General features: G+C 72.8%; 13 protein-coding genes and 1 pseudogene. 8 read left to right on the top strand and 6 right to left on the bottom strand.

Annotated features, from left to right (window positions below):
• Positions 1 to 5 precede the first annotated feature (5 nt).
• From iolD to iolC, 3 genes are read right to left on the bottom strand one after another with little or no spacing between them, the layout of a single operon-like run.
• Complete coding sequence (gene iolD / locus ABZZ17_RS23030; protein WP_356878182.1) at positions 6 to 1,880, bottom strand: 3D-(3,5/4)-trihydroxycyclohexane-1,2-dione acylhydrolase (decyclizing); 1,875 nt, start codon at positions 1,878 to 1,880, stop codon at positions 6 to 8.
• The gene (gene iolB / locus ABZZ17_RS23025; RefSeq protein WP_356878241.1) at positions 1,877 to 2,743 is read right to left on the bottom strand and encodes a 5-deoxy-glucuronate isomerase; all 867 of its coding nucleotides are present in this window, start codon (positions 2,741 to 2,743) and stop codon (positions 1,877 to 1,879) included. Before iolB ends, iolD begins: the two co-directional genes overlap by 4 nt.
• Before the next feature lie 7 nt (positions 2,744 to 2,750).
• Positions 2,751 to 3,683, bottom strand: coding sequence for a 5-dehydro-2-deoxygluconokinase (gene iolC / locus ABZZ17_RS23020; RefSeq protein ID WP_356878240.1), 933 nt, complete (start codon positions 3,681 to 3,683; stop codon positions 2,751 to 2,753).
• A gap of 147 nt (positions 3,684 to 3,830) precedes the next feature.
• On the opposite strand from iolC, the gene ABZZ17_RS23015 reads away from it, so the two are divergent.
• The 5 genes from ABZZ17_RS23015 to ABZZ17_RS22995 all read left to right on the top strand — a co-directional run bounded on the left by ABZZ17_RS23015 (position 3,831) and on the right by ABZZ17_RS22995 (position 9,102).
• The gene (locus ABZZ17_RS23015) at positions 3,831 to 4,745 is read left to right on the top strand and encodes a sugar phosphate isomerase/epimerase (RefSeq protein ID WP_356878181.1); all 915 of its coding nucleotides are present in this window, start codon (positions 3,831 to 3,833) and stop codon (positions 4,743 to 4,745) included.
• A gap of 28 nt (positions 4,746 to 4,773) precedes the next feature.
• Positions 4,774 to 5,787, top strand: a complete 1,014-nt coding sequence (locus ABZZ17_RS23010) for a Gfo/Idh/MocA family oxidoreductase (protein ID WP_356878180.1) — start codon at positions 4,774 to 4,776, stop codon at positions 5,785 to 5,787.
• A gap of 304 nt (positions 5,788 to 6,091) precedes the next feature.
• Complete coding sequence (locus ABZZ17_RS23005) at positions 6,092 to 6,292, top strand: MerR family transcriptional regulator (RefSeq protein WP_356878179.1); 201 nt, start codon at positions 6,092 to 6,094, stop codon at positions 6,290 to 6,292.
• A 130-nt stretch (positions 6,293 to 6,422) separates the two neighbouring features.
• The gene (locus tag ABZZ17_RS23000; RefSeq protein ID WP_356878178.1) at positions 6,423 to 6,728 is read left to right on the top strand and encodes a heavy-metal-associated domain-containing protein; all 306 of its coding nucleotides are present in this window, start codon (positions 6,423 to 6,425) and stop codon (positions 6,726 to 6,728) included.
• 97 nt (positions 6,729 to 6,825) lie between these two features.
• Positions 6,826 to 9,102 carry a heavy metal translocating P-type ATPase gene (locus ABZZ17_RS22995; protein ID WP_356878177.1) on the top strand — a complete coding sequence of 759 codons (2,277 nt, stop codon included), beginning with the start codon at positions 6,826 to 6,828 and terminating at the stop codon, positions 9,100 to 9,102.
• Positions 9,103 to 9,454: 352 nt separating this feature from the next.
• Here ABZZ17_RS22995 and ABZZ17_RS22990 read toward each other — a convergent pair whose 3' ends face one another.
• Together ABZZ17_RS22990 and ABZZ17_RS22985 are read right to left on the bottom strand one after the other, a co-directional pair.
• Positions 9,455 to 10,744: a citrate synthase gene (locus ABZZ17_RS22990; RefSeq protein ID WP_048479416.1), complete on the bottom strand. Its 1,290-nt coding sequence runs from the start codon at positions 10,742 to 10,744 to the stop codon at positions 9,455 to 9,457.
• A gap of 182 nt (positions 10,745 to 10,926) precedes the next feature.
• The gene (locus ABZZ17_RS22985; RefSeq protein ID WP_356878176.1) at positions 10,927 to 13,170 is read right to left on the bottom strand and encodes an ATP-dependent RecD-like DNA helicase; all 2,244 of its coding nucleotides are present in this window, start codon (positions 13,168 to 13,170) and stop codon (positions 10,927 to 10,929) included.
• 292 nt (positions 13,171 to 13,462) lie between these two features.
• Here ABZZ17_RS22985 and ABZZ17_RS22980 point away from each other — a divergent pair, with 292 nt between their 5' ends.
• Together ABZZ17_RS22980 and ABZZ17_RS22975 are read left to right on the top strand one after the other, a co-directional pair.
• Positions 13,463 to 14,026: a DUF937 domain-containing protein gene (locus tag ABZZ17_RS22980; RefSeq protein ID WP_356878175.1), complete on the top strand. Its 564-nt coding sequence runs from the start codon at positions 13,463 to 13,465 to the stop codon at positions 14,024 to 14,026.
• Between the two features lie 122 nt (positions 14,027 to 14,148).
• A pseudogene (locus ABZZ17_RS22975) lies at positions 14,149 to 14,631 on the top strand (GNAT family N-acetyltransferase); the annotation flags it as partial.
• Here ABZZ17_RS22975 and ABZZ17_RS22970 read toward each other — a convergent pair.
• Positions 14,591 to 15,526 (bottom strand): EamA family transporter, encoded by a 936-nt coding sequence (locus ABZZ17_RS22970; RefSeq protein WP_356878174.1) that lies wholly within the window; start codon positions 15,524 to 15,526, stop codon positions 14,591 to 14,593. The pseudogene ABZZ17_RS22975 and the gene ABZZ17_RS22970 overlap by 41 nt on opposite strands.
• A gap of 82 nt (positions 15,527 to 15,608) precedes the next feature.
• Here ABZZ17_RS22970 and ABZZ17_RS22965 point away from each other — a divergent pair, with 82 nt between their 5' ends.
• Positions 15,609 to 16,517, top strand: coding sequence for a LysR substrate-binding domain-containing protein (locus ABZZ17_RS22965; protein WP_356878173.1), 909 nt, complete (start codon positions 15,609 to 15,611; stop codon positions 16,515 to 16,517).
• Positions 16,518 to 16,606 lie beyond the last annotated feature (89 nt).

Genomic DNA, 16,606 nt, shown 5'->3' with positions numbered 1-16,606 from the left:
CTCCTTCACAGATGGCGACGTCGCTGCGCGGCTTGCCGGTCGTACTCTTCACGGGCCAGGGCCGCCGGCGTACGGGTCGCGGTCTCGGCCACAGGAACATCCCACCACGCCTGTGCCGGGGGTGGGCCCGACACAGTGTCGGGTGTTCGGGTCTGTGCGTAGACACATGTGGGACGGTCCGCTTCCCGTGCCTCGGCCAGGGCTTTTCGCAGGTCACCGATGGTGTGGGTGCGGATGACGGCCATCCCGAGGGAGGCGGCGTTCGCCGCGAGGTCCACCGGGAGGGGGGCGCCGTCGTACGCGCCGTCGGGCCCGCGGAAGCGGTACGCGGTACCGAAGCCCTCGCCGCCCACGGCCCCGGACAGGCCGCCGATGGAGGCGTAGCCGTGGTTGTCGAGGATCACCAGCCGCAGCGGGATCCGTTCCTGGACGGCGGTGACGATCTCGGTGGGGTTCATCAGGTACGTCCCGTCCCCGACGAGCGCCCACACCGGGCGGCCGGGCGCGGCCAGCGCCACGCCGATCGCGGCGGGGATCTCGTAGCCCATGCAGGAGTAGCCGTACTCGACGTGGTACTGGTCCCCGGAGCGGGTCCGCCACAGCTTGTGGAGGTCTCCGGGGAGCGATCCGGCGGCGTTGACGAGGATGTCGGTGCCGTCCACGAGGGCGTCGAGGAGGCCGAGTACCTGGGTCTGGGTGGGCGGCCGGTCCTCGTCGGCGGCGGGCACGGCGTAGGCGGCGTCGACGCGGGCCTCCCAGTCCGCCTTCGCGGCGGTGTACGCCGCCTCGTACGCGGGGTCCACGCGGTGGCCGTGGAGGCCCTCGGCGAGCGCCCGCAGTCCGGCCCGGGCGTCGGCGAGCAACGGCGAGCCGGCCATCTTGTGCGCGTCGAACCCGGCGACGTTCAGGTTCAGGAACCGGACCTCGGGGTTCTGGAACAGGGTGGCCGAGGCGGTGGTGAAGTCGGTGTACCGGGTGCCGACGCCGAGGACGAGGTCGGCGGTGCGGGCGAGGCCGTTGGCGGTGGCGGTGCCGGTGTGTCCGACGCCTCCGACGTCCGCCGGGTGGTCGAAGGGCAGGGAGCCCTTGCCCGCCTGGGTGGAGGCGACGGGGATGCCCGTCGCCCCGGCGAGGGCCCGCAGGGCGTCCCGGGCTCCGCTGTGGCGCACACCGCCCCCGGCGATGATCAGCGGCCGCCGGGCCGCGCGCACGGCGGCCCGGGCCTCGTCCAGTTCCGCGGGGTCCGGGTGGGGCGCCCCGATCCGCCACACCCGCTCGGCGAAGAACTCCTCGGGCCAGTCGTGGGCCTCCGCCTGTACGTCCTGCGGCAGCGCGAGGGTGACGGCGCCGGTCTGCGCGGGGTCGGTGAGCACCCGCATCGCCTGGAGGGCGGCGGGGACCAGCGCCTCGGGGCGGGTGATCCGGTCGAAGTAGCGGGAGACGGGCCGCAGGGCGTCGTTCACGGAGACGTCGCCCGCGTAGGGGACTTCGAGCTGCTGGAGCACCGGATCGGCGGGCCGGGTCGCGAAGGCGTCCCCGGGGAGCAGGAGGACCGGGAGGTGGTTGACCGTGGCGAGGGCGGCGCCGGTGACGAGGTTGGTGGCGCCGGGCCCGATGGACGTGGTCACGGCGTGCGCGGACAGGCGCCCGCTCTGGCGGGCGTACCCGACGGCGGCGTGCACCATGGCCTGCTCGTTGCGGCCCTGGAGGAACGGCATGGCCCGCGGACCGCTCTCCAGCAGGGCCTGGCCGATCCCGGCGACGTTGCCGTGCCCGAAGATCCCCCAGGTGGCGGCGATCAACCGTCGGCGCCGGCCGTCGCGTTCGGTGTACTGGCGGCCCAGGAAGCGTACGAGTGCCTGGGCGACGGTGAGCCTCATGCGTCCTCCGCGCGGTAGAAGGGCAGCCGGGGGTCGGTCTCCTGCCCGGCCCAGGTGTCCCGGATCCAGCCGTGGTCGGGGTGGTCCCGGATCAGCCACGCGCGGGGTCCGGGCGGGCCCGCCATGACGTTCAGGTAGTACATGTCGTGCCCGGGCGCGGCGATGGAGGGACCGTGCCAGCCGTCCGGGATGAGGACGGTGTCGCCCGTCCGCACCTCCGTGAGGATGTCGGTCTTCCCCGCCGGGGAGGGGCTGACACGCTGGTAGCCGAGCCCGGGGACGCCCTCGTGGGGGGCGATCTCGAACCAGTAGATCTCCTCCAGCCGGGATTCCTCGCCGGGGTGGTGCTCGTCGTGCTTGTGGGGCGGGTACGAGGACCAGTTCCCGCCGGGGGTGAGCACCTCGACGGCGATGAGCCGGTCGCAGGGGAAGACGTCGGCGGCGGCGAAGTTGTTGACCTGCCGGGAGCACGTCCCGGCGCCGCGCAGCTCGACGGGAACCCCGGCGGCCGGCCCGTAGCGCGCGGGGAGGCGCCGTTCGCACCGCGCCCCGGCGAGCGCGAACCGTCCGCCGGCGGCCGACCGTACCTCCGCGTGCGCGTCCCGGGGCAGGTACGCGAAGTCGGTGGCCGCGGCGAACACCCCCGGCCGCCCGCGCAGTTCGAAGACCTCCGGCTCCGCTTCGGGGCCGCCGCCCCGGCCCCGGGATTCGCCCGCCGGCCGGGGCGCGGATCCCGGCAGGGCCCGGCAGCGGACCTCGCACGCGCCCGCGAGCGGCAGCACGATCCACTCGGACTCCCCGCAGTCGTGCGCGTACACCTCCCCCGGCGCCAGGTCGAGGACGGTCAGCCTCGTCCAGGACATCTCCCGCTCAGACACCACCGGCACGTCCCAGCACCTCCTCCACCTCGTGCGGGAACGGCATCGCCGTCGAACACGCCAGCCGCGAGGCGACGATCGCCCCGGCCGCGTTGGCGTAGCGCAGGATCCGTTCCAGGTCCCAGCCCGCCAGCAGCCCGTGGACCAGGGCGCCTCCGAAGGCGTCCCCGGCGCCCAGCCCGTTCACCACCTCCACCGGGACGGGCGGCACTTCCACCACCGCGCCGCTCCGGTCGGCGGCCAGCACGCCGAGCGGCCCCCGCTTGACGACCGCGAGCTCGACCCCGGCGGCGAGCAGGGCGCGGGCGGCCGCGTACGGGTCGCTCTCCCCGGTGGCGATCTCGCACTCCTCCGCGTTGCCGACGGCCACGGTCGCCAGCGCGAGCGCCCGCCCGTACCAGGGCTGCGGCGGCCCCTCCCAGAGCATCGGCCGCCAGTCCAGGTCGAAGACCGTGATCCGGCCGGGGGCGCGCTCCGAGCGGGCCTCCAGCGCGGCGAGAGTGGCGCTGCGGCTCGGCTCCGCGCTGAGGCCCGTACCCGTCATCCAGAAGACCCGCGCGGCCCGCACCGCGTCCCGGTCCACCTCGTCGGGCCCGATCTCCAGGTCGGGGGCCTTCGGGAGCCGGTAGAAGTACAGCGGGAAGTGGTCCGGCGGGAAGATCTCGCAGAAGGTGACGGGCGTCGGGTACCGGTCCACCTCTCCCGCCCACCGGTCGTCGACGCCGAAGCCGCGCAGCTCGGACCGCAGGTACGCCCCGAAGGGGTCCGCCCCGGTCCGGGTGATCAGTGCCGTGCGCCTGCCCAGCCGGGAGGCGGCGACGGTGACGTTCGCCGGGGAGCCGCCGAGGAACTTGCCGAAGGTGTCCGCCTCGGCGAGCGGTACACCGGTCTTCAGCGGGTAGAGATCCACCCCGATCCGCCCCATCGCGATCAGGTCGTACGCCCCGTCGTCCGCCCCGCGGGTCCCGTCGTCCGCGCCGTCGTCCGCGCGGCCTCGCGCCGTGGTCACAGCAGGCCCTCCTCCCACTCGTCTTCCCCGTCCCCTCGAGCCTCGCACCCTAAGGTGGCCGTCATGACGTCCTCCCCGCCCGCGTTGACCCGTATCCGCATCGGTTCGGCTCCGGACTCCTGGGGTGTCTGGTTCCCGGACGACCCCCTCCAGACCCCCTGGGACCGCTTCCTCGACGAGGTCGCGGACGCCGGGTACGAGTGGATCGAGCTCGGCCCCTACGGCTATCTGCCCACCGATCCGGCCCGGCTCCGCGACGAGACGGCCCGGCGGGGCCTGCGGGTGTCCGCCGGCACCGTCTTCACCGGACTCCATCACGGGCCCGCGGTGTGGGAGGAGACCTGGGAGCACGTGTCGCGGATCGCGGAACTCACCGCGGCGACGGGCGCCGACCGGCTCGTCGTCATCCCCTCCTTCTGGCGTGACGACAAGACCGGGAAGGTGCTGGAGGACCGGGTGCTGACCGCGGGTCAATGGCGTGATCTGGCGGGGCAGACGGAGCGCCTGGGCCGGGAGGTCCTGGACCGGTACGGGCTGCGGATCGTCGTCCACCCGCACGCCGACACCCACGTCGACACCCCGGAGAACGTGGCCCGTTTCCTGGACGCCACGGATCCCGCGCTGGTCTCCCTGTGCCTGGACACCGGGCACTACGCGTACTGCGGCGGGGACAGCGTCGAGGCGGTGGAGACCTTCGGGGAGCGGATCGGCTACCTCCACCTCAAGCAGGTCGACCCGCGGATCCTCGCCGAAGTGGTGGCGGAGCAGCTCCCGTTCGGGCCGGCCGTGGCGCGCGGGGTGATGTGCGAGCCGCCGTCGGGGGTGCCCGCGCTGGAGCCCGTACTGGCGGCGGCGCAGCGGCTCGGGGTGGACCTGTTCGCGATCGTGGAGCAGGACATGTACCCGTGTCCGCCGGACCGGCCGCTCCCGATCGCCCGGCGCACCCGCGCCTACCTGCGCTCCTGCGGCGCCCGCTGACCGGCCGACTTCGAAGGGACATCCGTACATGAGCACGCTCGGCATCGCCGTCATCGGCACGGGCAAGATGGGCGCCGATCACGTCCGGCGGATCGGCGGCACGGTCGGCGGGGCGCGGGTCGTGTCGCTGGCCGATCCGGACGGGGACCGGGTCAAGGAGGTCGCGGCCGGCCTGGACGGCGCGGCCGCGTTCACGGACCCGGCGGCCGCGATGGCCGCGCCGGGGGTGGACGCCGTACTGATCGCCTCGCCCGGGCCCGCCCATGAGGAAGCGATTCTGCTGGCCCTGGAGCGGGAGTTGCCGGTGCTCTGCGAGAAGCCGCTGACCCCGGATCCGGAGGGCGCCCTGCGGGTGATGGAGGCGGAGGCCCGCCTCGGCCGGCGGCTGGTGCAGGTGGGGTTCATGCGGCGGTACGACGCCGAGTACGAGCGCCTCAAGGAGCTGCTCGACGCGGGCGGGATCGGGCGGCCGCTCTTCCTGCACTGCCGCCACCGCAACGCCTCCTCGCCGTCCTTCTTCACCAGCGACATGCTGATCACCGATTCCGTGGTGCACGAGGTGGACGCGGCCCGCTGGCTGCTGGACCAGGAGGTCACGGCCGTGACGGTGCTGTCCCCGACGCGGTCCTCGGCCGCTCCCGAGGGGCTGCGCGATCCGCGGCTGGTGCTGCTGGAGACCTCGGGCGGGGTGATCGTGGACGTCGAGATCTTCGTCAACTGCGGTTTCGGCTACCAGGTCCGGTGTGAGGCGGTCGGGGAGTCGGGCAGCGCCCGGATCGGCGACGGCCACGCGATGGTCGTCCAGTCGGGCGGCCGCTGGGGCGGGGAGATCACCCAGGACTTCACCACCCGGTTCGCCGACGCCTACGACCGCCAGGTGCGGCGGTGGGTGGCCGCGGCCGCCCGGGGCCGGGTGGAGGGGCCGGACGCCTGGGACGGCTACGCGGCCGCCGCGGTCTCCGAGGCGGGGCTCGCGGCGTCGCGCAGCGGCATACGGACGGAGGTCCGGCTGGCCGAGCGGCCGGAGCTGTACCGGCGCTGACGGGCGGTGACGGGGGCCGGCCCGGGGCGAGGGGCTGGCGGGCGGTCATACGAGCATTCCGCACGGCTCTTCCGGCGGGCATTTCACACGAGGATTCCTGTGCCGCATCCGTCACAGGAGTCGCCTCCATGTCACACATATCCGCATTACGCGGGTCTTACGTCACAGGCGGTCGACAGCCGCTCCCCTGCCTTCACCCAGCGTCGTTCTCCGGGCACAACCTGAGTGATCGTCTGTGTCCACACCCCGGCTCCCCCGACGGCCTCCCGGCCGGCCCCGCGGCGTGGACAAGGAGGTGTCGTGCATGAGCGACCGACAGCTGTGGTCGTACAAGGAGATCGCCGCCCACATCCGGGTGCAGCCGGACACGGTCCGCTCCTACCGCAAGCACGGGCTGCTTCCCCAGCCCGACCACGTGGAGGGCGGCAAGCCCTACTGGTACGCCGACACCATCCGGACCTGGGTGGCCCGCCGCCCCGGCAACCGGGGCCGCCGCGAGGACTGACTCCCGCCGCCCGCACGTCCGGCGCGGGGCCCTGGGGCCCCGCGCTTCCCGTCCGACCCGCCGAATAGTCGCCGTAATACCCCCTAGGGGTATAATCTACGAGAAAGACCCCCCGAAAGAGGAGAACGAGATGACCTCCGAGACGGACACCCCGCAGTCGAGCGGATCCTGCTGCTCCCCCGCCGGCTCCTGCCACGACGGCACCGTCGAGGTCCAGAGCGGCGCCGTCACCGCCGTGTACAAGGTCACCGGCATGACCTGCGGGCACTGCGAGGGCGCCGTGACCGCCGAGCTCACCGCCCTGCCGGGCGTGACCTCCGTCAAGGCCGTCGCCGCGACGGGCGAGGTCACCGTGATCTCCGCCGCCCCGCTCACCGAGGAGGACGTGCGCGCCGCCGTGGACGAGGCCGGGTACGAGCTCGCCGGCCGGGCCTGAGGCCCGAAGCGATCCCGACGCGGTACTCCGCCGGGTCGTACCGGCCGGCTCATACTGGTTCCGTACGACCCGGCCCTCCCCCCCCCTGGAGCCGGACATGAGCAGCAGCACCGTGCACGACGGGCCCATAGCGGTGACCGACGCGGCCGAGGTCGAGCTGACGATCGGCGGGATGACCTGCGCCTCCTGCGCGGCCCGCATCGAGAAGAAGCTGAACCGGATGGACGGGGTCACCGCCACGGTGAACTACGCCACCGAGAAGGCCCGGGTCTCGTACGCGGGTGACGTACGGGTCGCCGACCTGATCGCCACCGTCGTGAAGACCGGGTACACCGCCGAGGAGCCCCCGCCACCGGCGCCCGAGCCCGAAGTACCGGTGCCCGGCGCCGCGCCCGCCGTACGCGACCCCGAACTGGCCGCGCTGCGCGAGCGGCTGCTGGTGTCCGCCGTCCTGGCCCTGCCCGTCGTCCTGCTCTCCATGGTCCCGGCCCTCCAGTTCGACAACTGGCAGTGGCTCTCGCTCACCCTCGCCTCCCCCGTGGTCGTCTGGGGCGGCCTCCCCTTCCACAGGGCCGCCTGGACCAACGCCCGGCACGGCGCCGCCACCATGGACACCCTGGTCTCGGTCGGCACCCTCGCCGCCTACGCCTGGTCGCTGTGGGCCCTGTTCTTCGGACACGCGGGCATGCCCGGCATGCGGCACGGATTCGACTTCACCGTCAGCCGCTCCGACGGCTCCTCCGCCCTCTACCTGGAGGTCGCGGCGGGCGTCGTCACCTTCATCCTGCTCGGCCGCTACCTGGAGGCCCGCTCCAAGCGCAAGGCGGGCGCGGCCCTGAAGGCGCTGCTGGAGCTGGGCGCCAAGGAGGTCAGCGTGCTGCGCGGGGGCCGGGAGGTCCTGGTCCCGGTGGGCTCGCTCGCCGCCGGCGACCGGTTCGTGGTCCGCCCCGGCGAGAAGATCGCCACCGACGGCACGGTCGTCGAGGGCGGCTCCGCCGTGGACGCCTCGATGCTGACCGGCGAGTCCGTGCCCGTCGAGGTCTCCGTCGGCGACCCCGTCACCGGCGCCACCGTCAACGCCTCCGGCCGCATCGTCGTGGAGGCCACCCGGGTCGGCGCCGACACCCAGCTCGCCCGGATGGCCAAGATGGTCGAGGACGCGCAGAACGGCAAGGCCGAGGTGCAGCGCCTCGCCGACCGGATCTCCGCCGTCTTCGTGCCCGTCGTCCTGGTCCTCGCGCTGGGCACGTGGGTGGCCTGGCTGCTCGTCACCGACGACGCCACGGCCGCCTTCACCGCCGCCGTCGCCGTACTGATCATCGCCTGCCCCTGCGCCCTGGGCCTGGCCACGCCGACCGCCCTGATGGTCGGCACCGGCCGGGGCGCGCAGCTCGGCATCCTGATCAAGGGCCCGGAGGTGCTGGAATCCACCCGCCGGGTCGACACGGTCGTCCTGGACAAGACCGGAACCGTCACCACCGGCCGGATGACCCTCACCGGCGTCCACCCCGCCGAGGGCGTCGACGTGCGCGAACTGCTGCGCCTGGCGGGCTCCCTTGAGCACGCCTCCGAGCACCCGGTCGCCCGGGCCGTCGCGGCGGGCGCCGCGGAACGCGCCGGGGGCCTGACGGACCCGGAGGGCTTCCGCAACCACGGCGGCCTCGGCGTGGAGGGCACCGTCGAGGGGCACGCCGTCCTCGTGGGGCGCGAACGGCTGCTGGCCGACCGGTCGGTCACCCTGCCCGGCGCGCTCGCCGACGCGCGGGCGGCCGCCGAGGCCGCGGGCGGCACGGCCGTGCTGGTGGCCTGGGACGGGCGGGCCCGCGGGGTGCTGACCGTGACCGACGCGGTCAAGGACGGCAGCGCCGAGGCCGTGACCCGGCTGCGGGCCCTCGGCCTCAACCCGGTACTGCTGACGGGCGACAACCGGGCCGTCGCGGAGTCCGTCGCGGCGGAGGTCGGCATCGACGAGGTGATCGCCGAGGTGCTCCCGCAGGACAAGGTGGACGTCGTGCGCCGCCTCCAGGAGGAGGGCCGTACGGTCGCCATGGTCGGCGACGGGGTCAACGACGCGGCCGCGCTGGCCCGGGCGGACCTGGGCCTGGCCATGGGCACGGGCACCGACGCGGCCATCGAGGCCGCGGACCTGACCCTCGTACGGGGTGACCTGCGGGTGGCCGCGGACGCGATCCGGCTCTCCCGCCGGACCCTGGCCACCATCAAGGGCAACCTGTTCTGGGCCTTCGGCTACAACGTGGCGGCGCTGCCGCTGGCGGCAGCGGGCCTGCTCAACCCCATGATCGCGGGGGCGGCCATGGCCTTCTCCTCGGTCTTCGTGGTGACCAACAGCCTGCGGCTGCGGTCCTTCCGCTAGTGGATCTCCTACCCCGGTCCTCCACATCTCCTTCACTGGAGACGCAGATCACAGTGATGACAACGTAACCATCCGGGGTCGGCGCGGGTCTAATGGGGCGATGCCGAAACGTCTTGGGGGACGTTTGACGGAGGTCTTGGGGGACGTCCGGGCATCAGCCGGCCGGGGCCACGTGCCCGCGGGAGCCTTGAGCGGCCCTCCCGACCCGAACGGGTCCCGGCACACCGACGCCCCGGCGCGGGTCCCGTGGGGGGAGTCCGCAGCCGGGGAAAGGGAAGCGCCCCGACCGTCGACCCGTGGGGGGATCGACGGCGGGGCGCTTTTCGCAGAGCGCGCGGCCGGAGGACCGCTGTCAGCGGGCCTCGACCGGGACGAAGTCGCGCAGGACCTCGCCGGTGTAGATCTGGCGCGGGCGGCCGATGCGGGAACCCGGCTCCTTGATCATCTCGTGCCACTGGGCGATCCAGCCGGGGAGCCGGCCGAGCGCGAAGAGCACGGTGAACATCTCGGTCGGGAAGCCCATGGCCCGGTAGATGAGACCGGTGTAGAAGTCCACGTTCGGGTAGAGGTTGCGCTCGACGAAGTACTCGTCGGCCAGCGCGTGCTCTTCCAGCTTGAGCGCGATGTCCAGCAGCTCGTCGCTCTTGCCGAGCGCCGACAGGACGTCGTGGGCCGCCGCCTTGATGATCTTCGCCCGGGGGTCGAAGCTCTTGTAGACGCGGTGCCCGAAGCCCATGAGGCGGACGCCGTCTTCCTTGTTCTTCACCTTGCGGATGAAGGCGTCGACGTCACCGCCGTCGTTCTTGATGCCTTCCAGCATCTCGAGGACGGACTGGTTGGCGCCACCGTGCAGCGGGCCCCACAGGGCGGAGATGCCGGCGGAGATCGAGGCGAACATGTTCGCCTGCGAGGAGCCGACCAGACGCACGGTGGAGGTCGAGCAGTTCTGCTCGTGGTCCGCGTGCAGGATCAGCAGCTTGTCGAGCGCCGAGACCACGACCGGGTCCAGGTCGTACTCCTGGGCCGGCACGGAGAAGGTCATGCGCAGGAAGTTCTCGACGTAGCCGAGGTCGTTGCGCGGGTAGACCACCGGGTGGCCGACCGACTTCTTGTACGCGTAGGCCGCGATCGTCGGGAGCTTGGCCAGCAGCCGGATCGTCGAGAGGTGGCGCTGCTTCTCGTCGAAGGGGTTGTGGCTGTCCTGGTAGAACGTGGACAGCGCGCTGACCACGGAGGACAGCATCGCCATCGGGTGCGCGTCCCGCGGGAAGCCGTCGTAGAAGCGCTTCACGTCCTCGTGCAGCAGCGTGTGCTGGGTGATCTCGTTGCGGAACGACGCGAGCTGGTCGACGGTCGGCAGCTCCCCGTTGATCAGCAGGTAGGCGACCTCGATGAAGGTCGACCGCTCGGCCAGCTGCTCGATCGGGTAGCCGCGGTAACGCAGGATCCCCTGCTCACCGTCGAGGTAGGTAATCGCGGACTTGTACGCCGCGGTGTTGCCGTAGCCGCTGTCCAGAGTGACGAGCCCGGTCTGGGCCCTCAGCTTCGAGATGTCGAAGCCCTGGTCACCGACGGTGCTCTCGACCACCGGGTAGGTGTATTCACCGTCCGCGTACCGGAGTACTACAGAGTTGTCGCTCACGTCATCCCTCACCGACGTAGTGCCTCTTCTTCGAGGTGCCCTGACTGCCTCTACCTTCCCCCATTTGGCGCAGGAGAGTGCACTCGGGGTCGGCCTTTGGTGCTTTTGACGGCACTGAGTGCCGCCAAGCTGCTCATCCTGCCCCCTCCACACCGGTCGGGGAACCCCAAATGATCGATCATTTAGGTGATGTTTCCCACCGGTATCCGGCCGGACAGTCTGGATGCCACCGCCGTGTACCTCCTGCCTGCGGAAACGGTACGCACCGCCTGGGCGAGGGCCTTGCGGGACCCGACCAGGACGACCAGTTTCTTCGCCCTGGTCACCGCCGTGTAGAGCAGGTTGCGCTGGAGCATCATCCAGGCCCCGGTGGTGACGGGGATCACGACGGCCGGATATTCACTCCCCTGGGAACGGTGGATGGTGACGGCGTAGGCGTGGGCGAGCTCGTCGAGTTCGGCGAACTCGTATACGACCTCCTCGTCCTCCTCCGTGCGCACCGTCAGGCGCTGTTCGTCCAGGTCGAGCCCGGTGACCACGCCGACGGTGCCGTTGAAGACGCCGTTGGCGCCCTTCTCGTAGTTGTTCCGGATCTGGGTCACCTTGTCGCCCACCCGGAAGACCCGGCCGCCGAACCGCTTCTCGGGCAGGTTCGGCCGGGCCGGGGTGATGGCCTGCTGGAGCAGGCCGTTGAGGTTCCCGGCCCCGGCGGGGCCGCGGTGCATGGGGGCGAGGACCTGGATGTCCCGGCGCGGGTCCAGCCCGAATCTGGCCGGAATTCGACGGGCGGCCACGTCCACCGTGAGGATTCCGGCCGCCTCGGTGTCCTCCTCCGGGAAGAGGAAGAAGTCCGGGAGGCCGTCCGTGAGGGGCGGCACCCCCGTGTTGATGCGGTGCGCGTTGGTGACCACCCCGGACTGCTGGGCCTGCCGGAAGATCCGGGTCAGCCGGACGGCCGGCACCGGTCCGCCCTCGGCCAGCAGGTCCCGCAGCACCTCGCCGGCGCCGACCGAGGGGAGCTGGTCCACGTCGCCGACCAGCAGCAGGTGCGCACCCGGGGCCACGGCCTTGACCAGTTTGTTGGCCAGCAGGAGATCGAGCATCGAGGCTTCGTCGACCACGACGAGATCGGCTTCCAAGGGCCGGTCCCGGTCGTAGGCGGCGTCACCCCCGGGCTTCAGCTCCAGCAGCCGGTGCACGGTGGAGGCCTCGGCCCCGGTGAGCTCGGACAGCCGCTTCGCCGCCCGGCCGGTGGGGGCGGCGAGCACCACCTTGGCCTTCTTGGCCCGGGCCAGCTCGACGATGGAGCGCACCGTGAAGGACTTGCCGCAGCCGGGCCCGCCGGTGAGGACGGCGACCCGGCGGGTGAGGGCGAGGCGGACCGCGTCCCGTTGTTCGGGGGCGAGGGCCGCCCCCGTGCGGCCGGCCAGCCAGCCGAGGGCCTTCTCCCAGTCCACGTCCTGGAAGGCCGGCATCCGGTCGTCCTCGGCGTTCAGGAGCCGGCGGAGCTGGCCGACCAGGGAGAGTTCGGCCCGGTGGAAGGGGACCAGGTACACCGCGGTCAGCGGCGGCCCGCCCTGCGGGTCGGGCACGGCCTCCCGTACGACCCCTTCGGGATCGGCGGCCAGTTCGGCGAGGCACTCGATGACCAGGCCGGTGTCGACCTGGAGGAGCTTGACGCCGTCGGCGATGAGGCGTTCCTCGGGCAGGAAGCAGTGGCCCTGGTCGGTGGACTGGGACAGGGCGTACTGGAGTCCGGCCTTGACCCGTTCGGGACTGTCGTGCGGGATGCCGACGGCCTGGGCGATGCGGTCGGCGGTGAGGAAGCCGATGCCCCACACGTCGGCGGCGAGCCGGTAGGGCTGGTTCTTCACGACGGAGATGGAGGCGTCGCCGTACTTCTTGTAGATGCGGACGGCGATGGAGGTGGAGACCCCGACTCCCTGGAGGAAGACCATGACCTCCTTGATGGCCTTCTGCTCCTCCCAGGCGGCGCCGATCAGCTTCGTCCGCTTCGGGCCGAGGCCGGGCACCTCGATCAGGCGCTTGGGCTCCTCCTCGATGACGTCGAGGGTGTCGGTGCCGAAGTGCTCCACGATCCGGTCGGCGATCTTCGGGCCGATGCCCTTGATGAGGCCGGACCCGAGGTAGCGGCGGATGCCCTGGATGGTGGCGGGCAGGAGCGTCGTGTAGTTCTCGACGGTGAACTGCTTGCCGTACTGGGGGTGCGAGCCCCAGCGGCCCTCCATGCGCAGGGATTCGCCGGGCTGCGCCCCGAGGAGGGAGCCGACGACGGTCAGCAGGTCTCCGGAGCCGCGGCCGGTGTCCACCCGGGCGACCGTGTACCCGCTCTCCTCGTTGGCGTAGGTGATGCGCTCCAACACCCCCTCCAGCACCGCCAACTGCACCGCCGCATTGGTTGTCATGGCACGAAGCTACCGTCCGGCGCCGACAGCCCGCCGGGGGGTGTGGACGGGCCGGCGCGGGGGAAACGGAAGGGGGTCCGGCCTCGCGGCCGGACCCCCTCACGGTTACCCCTCCCTCGTCGGACTTCCCGATCCCCCCAGATCCCCTCCCGGAAGTGCCGACGTACCGTACGACCCGCCATCCGCGCGGAGGGTTGCACCCAGAAGCGGAGCTTTACCTTTCTGTTACTTCCCGCCCTCCCCCGACTGCTCCGAGGTGCCACCAAATCGGCACGCAAGTAGCGTTTCCGGCATGAGCGAATCTTCATTCCAGGACGACGTGCTGGTCGAGCTCGGCGACGACAAGCTGACGGAGATCGCCGGGCTGCTCGGCACCGACGTCGGCGGCGCGCGCGAGACCGTCGCCGAGACCGTCGGCGCCATGACGGGCGACCTCCGGCAGAAGGCAGCGGCGGACGACGACGACGGGGTGGAGGTGCGCCAGGCCTTCGCGGAGGTGGCCGAACCTCCGCTCCAGGGCGTGTCCACGCTCGGCGGCGGGCTGGGCGGGCTGCTGAGCGGCGGCATGATGGCCGGGGTGCTCGCCAAGGTGAGCAAGCCCGTGGCCAACGCCGTGTCGAAGAAGACCGGCATCCCCGCGCCCACCATCAGCCGGGTCATCGAAATGCTGATCCCGGTCCTGCTGGCCGTCCTCGCCAAGCGCGCGACCGCCGGCAAGGGAGCGGGCCCGGCGACGGCCGGCGGTGCTCCGGCCGGCGGCGCCCCGGCCCCTGGTGCGGCGCCCGCGGGAGCCCCCGCCGAGGGCGGCGGCCTCGGCGACCTGCTGGGCCAGATCCTGGGCGGCGGCAAGAAGTAACCCGTGCGGAGCAGTGGTGCCCGGCCTCGCGGGGCCGGGCGCCGCCGCGTCGCGGGCCGTCCGCCCGCCCGGCCCCCGCGCTATCCTCGGGCGCCATGGAGACCTCCGGCGCACAAGTACGGCTCAGGGATCCGGAGCCCGGGGAACTGGGCTGGATCGTGCAGCGGCACGGCGCGCTCTACGCGGCCGAGTACGGCTGGAACCAGGAGTTCGAGGGCCTGGTGGCCCGGATCGTCGCGGACTTCGCCGAGGACCACGACCCCTACGTGGAGCGGGTCTGGATCGCGGAGCACGAGGGCCGGCCGGTCGGCTCGGTGATGTGCGTGCGCGAGGAGGGCTCGCCCGGCACCGCCCGGCTGCGGCTGCTCCTGGTGGAGCCCGCCGGGCGCGGGCTCGGCATCGGCGGGCTGCTGGTGGACACCGTCGTCGCCTTCGCCCGTTCGGTCGGCTACCGCGAGCTGGTGCTGTGGACCAACGACGTCCTGCGCGAGGCCCGCACCCTGTACGAGCGGGCGGGCTTCAGCCTCGTCTCCGAGCACCCGCACCGCTCGTACGGCGTCACCCTCACCGGGCAGGACTGGCGGCTGCCGTTGCGGGAGGGCTGACCTCGCTGACGCCCGAACCGACCCCCGTACGGTCCGGGCGCCGCGCGGGGGCCAGCGAGGTGAGGCCCACGCCGCCGACGAGCAGCACCGCGGCGGCCCAGCGGGTCCCCGAGATGCCCTCGCCGAGGACCAGGGCCGCCGAGGACATCCCGAACACCGGGACCAGCAGCGAGAACGGCGCCACGGACGAAGCCGGGTAGCGGCGCAGCAGGTATCCCCAGGCGCCGAAGCCGAACACCGTGGACACCCAGGCGACGTAGACGATGACGCCGGCCCCCGACCAGTCGAGGGCGCGCAGGGCGGCGAGGTCCCGTTCGGGCCCCTCCAGCAGCAGCGAGAGGGCGATCAGCGGCAGGACGGGGACGGTGCACACCCACACCATGAAGTTCAGGGCGTCGGTCGGGGCGGCCTTGCGGGTGAGCACGTTGGACACGCCCCAGCAGGCGGCGGCCGCGACGACCAGCACGAAGCCGAGGACGGGCCCGGACAGGCCCCGGTCCACGGCGGCGACGGCGATCCCGGCCAGCGCCACGGCCATGCCCAGCAGCCGTACCCGGCCGGGCCGTTCGCGCAGGAGGAGGGCGGCGAGGGCGGCGGTGAAGACGGCCTGGACCTGGAGCACGAGGGAGGACAGTCCGGCGGGCATCCCGGCGTCCATGCCCGTGAACAGCAGGCCGAACTTGGCGATCCCGAGGGTGGCTCCGACGCCGATGATCCACTTCCAGGCGACCTTGGGCCGGCCGACGAAGAACACGGCGGGCAGCGCCGCCACCAGGAAGCGCAGGGCGGACAGGAGCAGGGGCGGGAAGTGGCCGAGGCCGATCTCGATGACGACGAAGTTGAACCCCCAGACGGCGGCGACGATCACGGCGAGTGCGGTGTGTACGGGACGCATGCTCCGAGCATCGGCGACCCAACCGTGTAGCACCAGCGCGAATATCTTCCGGGATGGATGAAGCAGTGCTTACGATTGGGGCATGCTCGACCTGTCCCGGCTGCGCGCCCTGCACGCCGTCTCCGTCCACGGTTCGGTCGCGGGCGCGGCGGCCGCACTCGGCTACACCCCGTCCGCGGTCTCGCAGCAGATCGCCAAACTGGAGCGGGAGACCCGGACGACGCTGCTGGAGCGGCGCGGGCGCGGGATCGCGCTCACCGAGGAGGCCCGGCACCTCGCGGACACGGCGCGGGAGTTGCTGTCGATCGTGGAGCGGGCCGAGACCACGCTGGAGGAGCGGCGCGGGCAGCCGAGCGGGCTGCTGACGGTGGCCGCCTTCGCCTCGGCGGCGCGCGGGCTGATGCCGGGGGTACTGGCCGATCTGGCCCGCCGGCATCCGGCGCTGGACGTCCGCCTGACGGAGGTCGACCCCCATCTGTCGGTGGACCTGGTGGCGCGGGGCGTCACCGATCTGGCGGTGGCGCACGACTGGGACATCGCCCCGCTGCCCGCGCCCGAGGGCGTGGAGCACGCGGTGATCGGGGACGACCACTGCGACCTGGTGGTCCCGGCCGGGCATCCCTTCACCACCCGGGACGTGGTGCGGCGCACGGACCTCGGCGGGCTGCGCTGGGTGTGCCAGCCGCCGGGGCGGGTGTGCCACGACTGGCTGGTACGGACCCTGCGGACGGCCGGGCTGGAGCCGGAGATCGCCCACGTGGCGGAGGAGAACCACACCATCGTCGCCCTGGTCGCGGCCGGGCTCGGGGTGGCGGTGGTGCCCCGGCTCGGTACGGGCGCGCTGCCCCCGGGCGCGGTGGCCGTCCCGCTGCGGCCGGGCCCCGTACGCAGGCTGTACGCCCTGTGGCGGACGGGGGCGGCCCGCCGGCCCGCGATCACCGAGGCGGTCCGCACCCTCCGGGAGCACTGGCCGGCCGTGGGCGAGTCCTAGGGCCTGTCGTCAAACTCCCGTCTGCCCCGCGACGCCTGGCACGCGCTCTCGCCGCACCGGGCGAAAGCCAAGTACGTCCAGTACGCGGG

It is taken from the genome of Streptomyces sp. NPDC006512, assembly GCF_040611935.1.
GTDB lineage: Bacteria > Actinomycetota > Actinomycetes > Streptomycetales > Streptomycetaceae > Streptomyces.
Note: the sequence above shows the minus strand (reverse complement) of the source record. Positions and strands in the feature narration are given on the sequence as shown.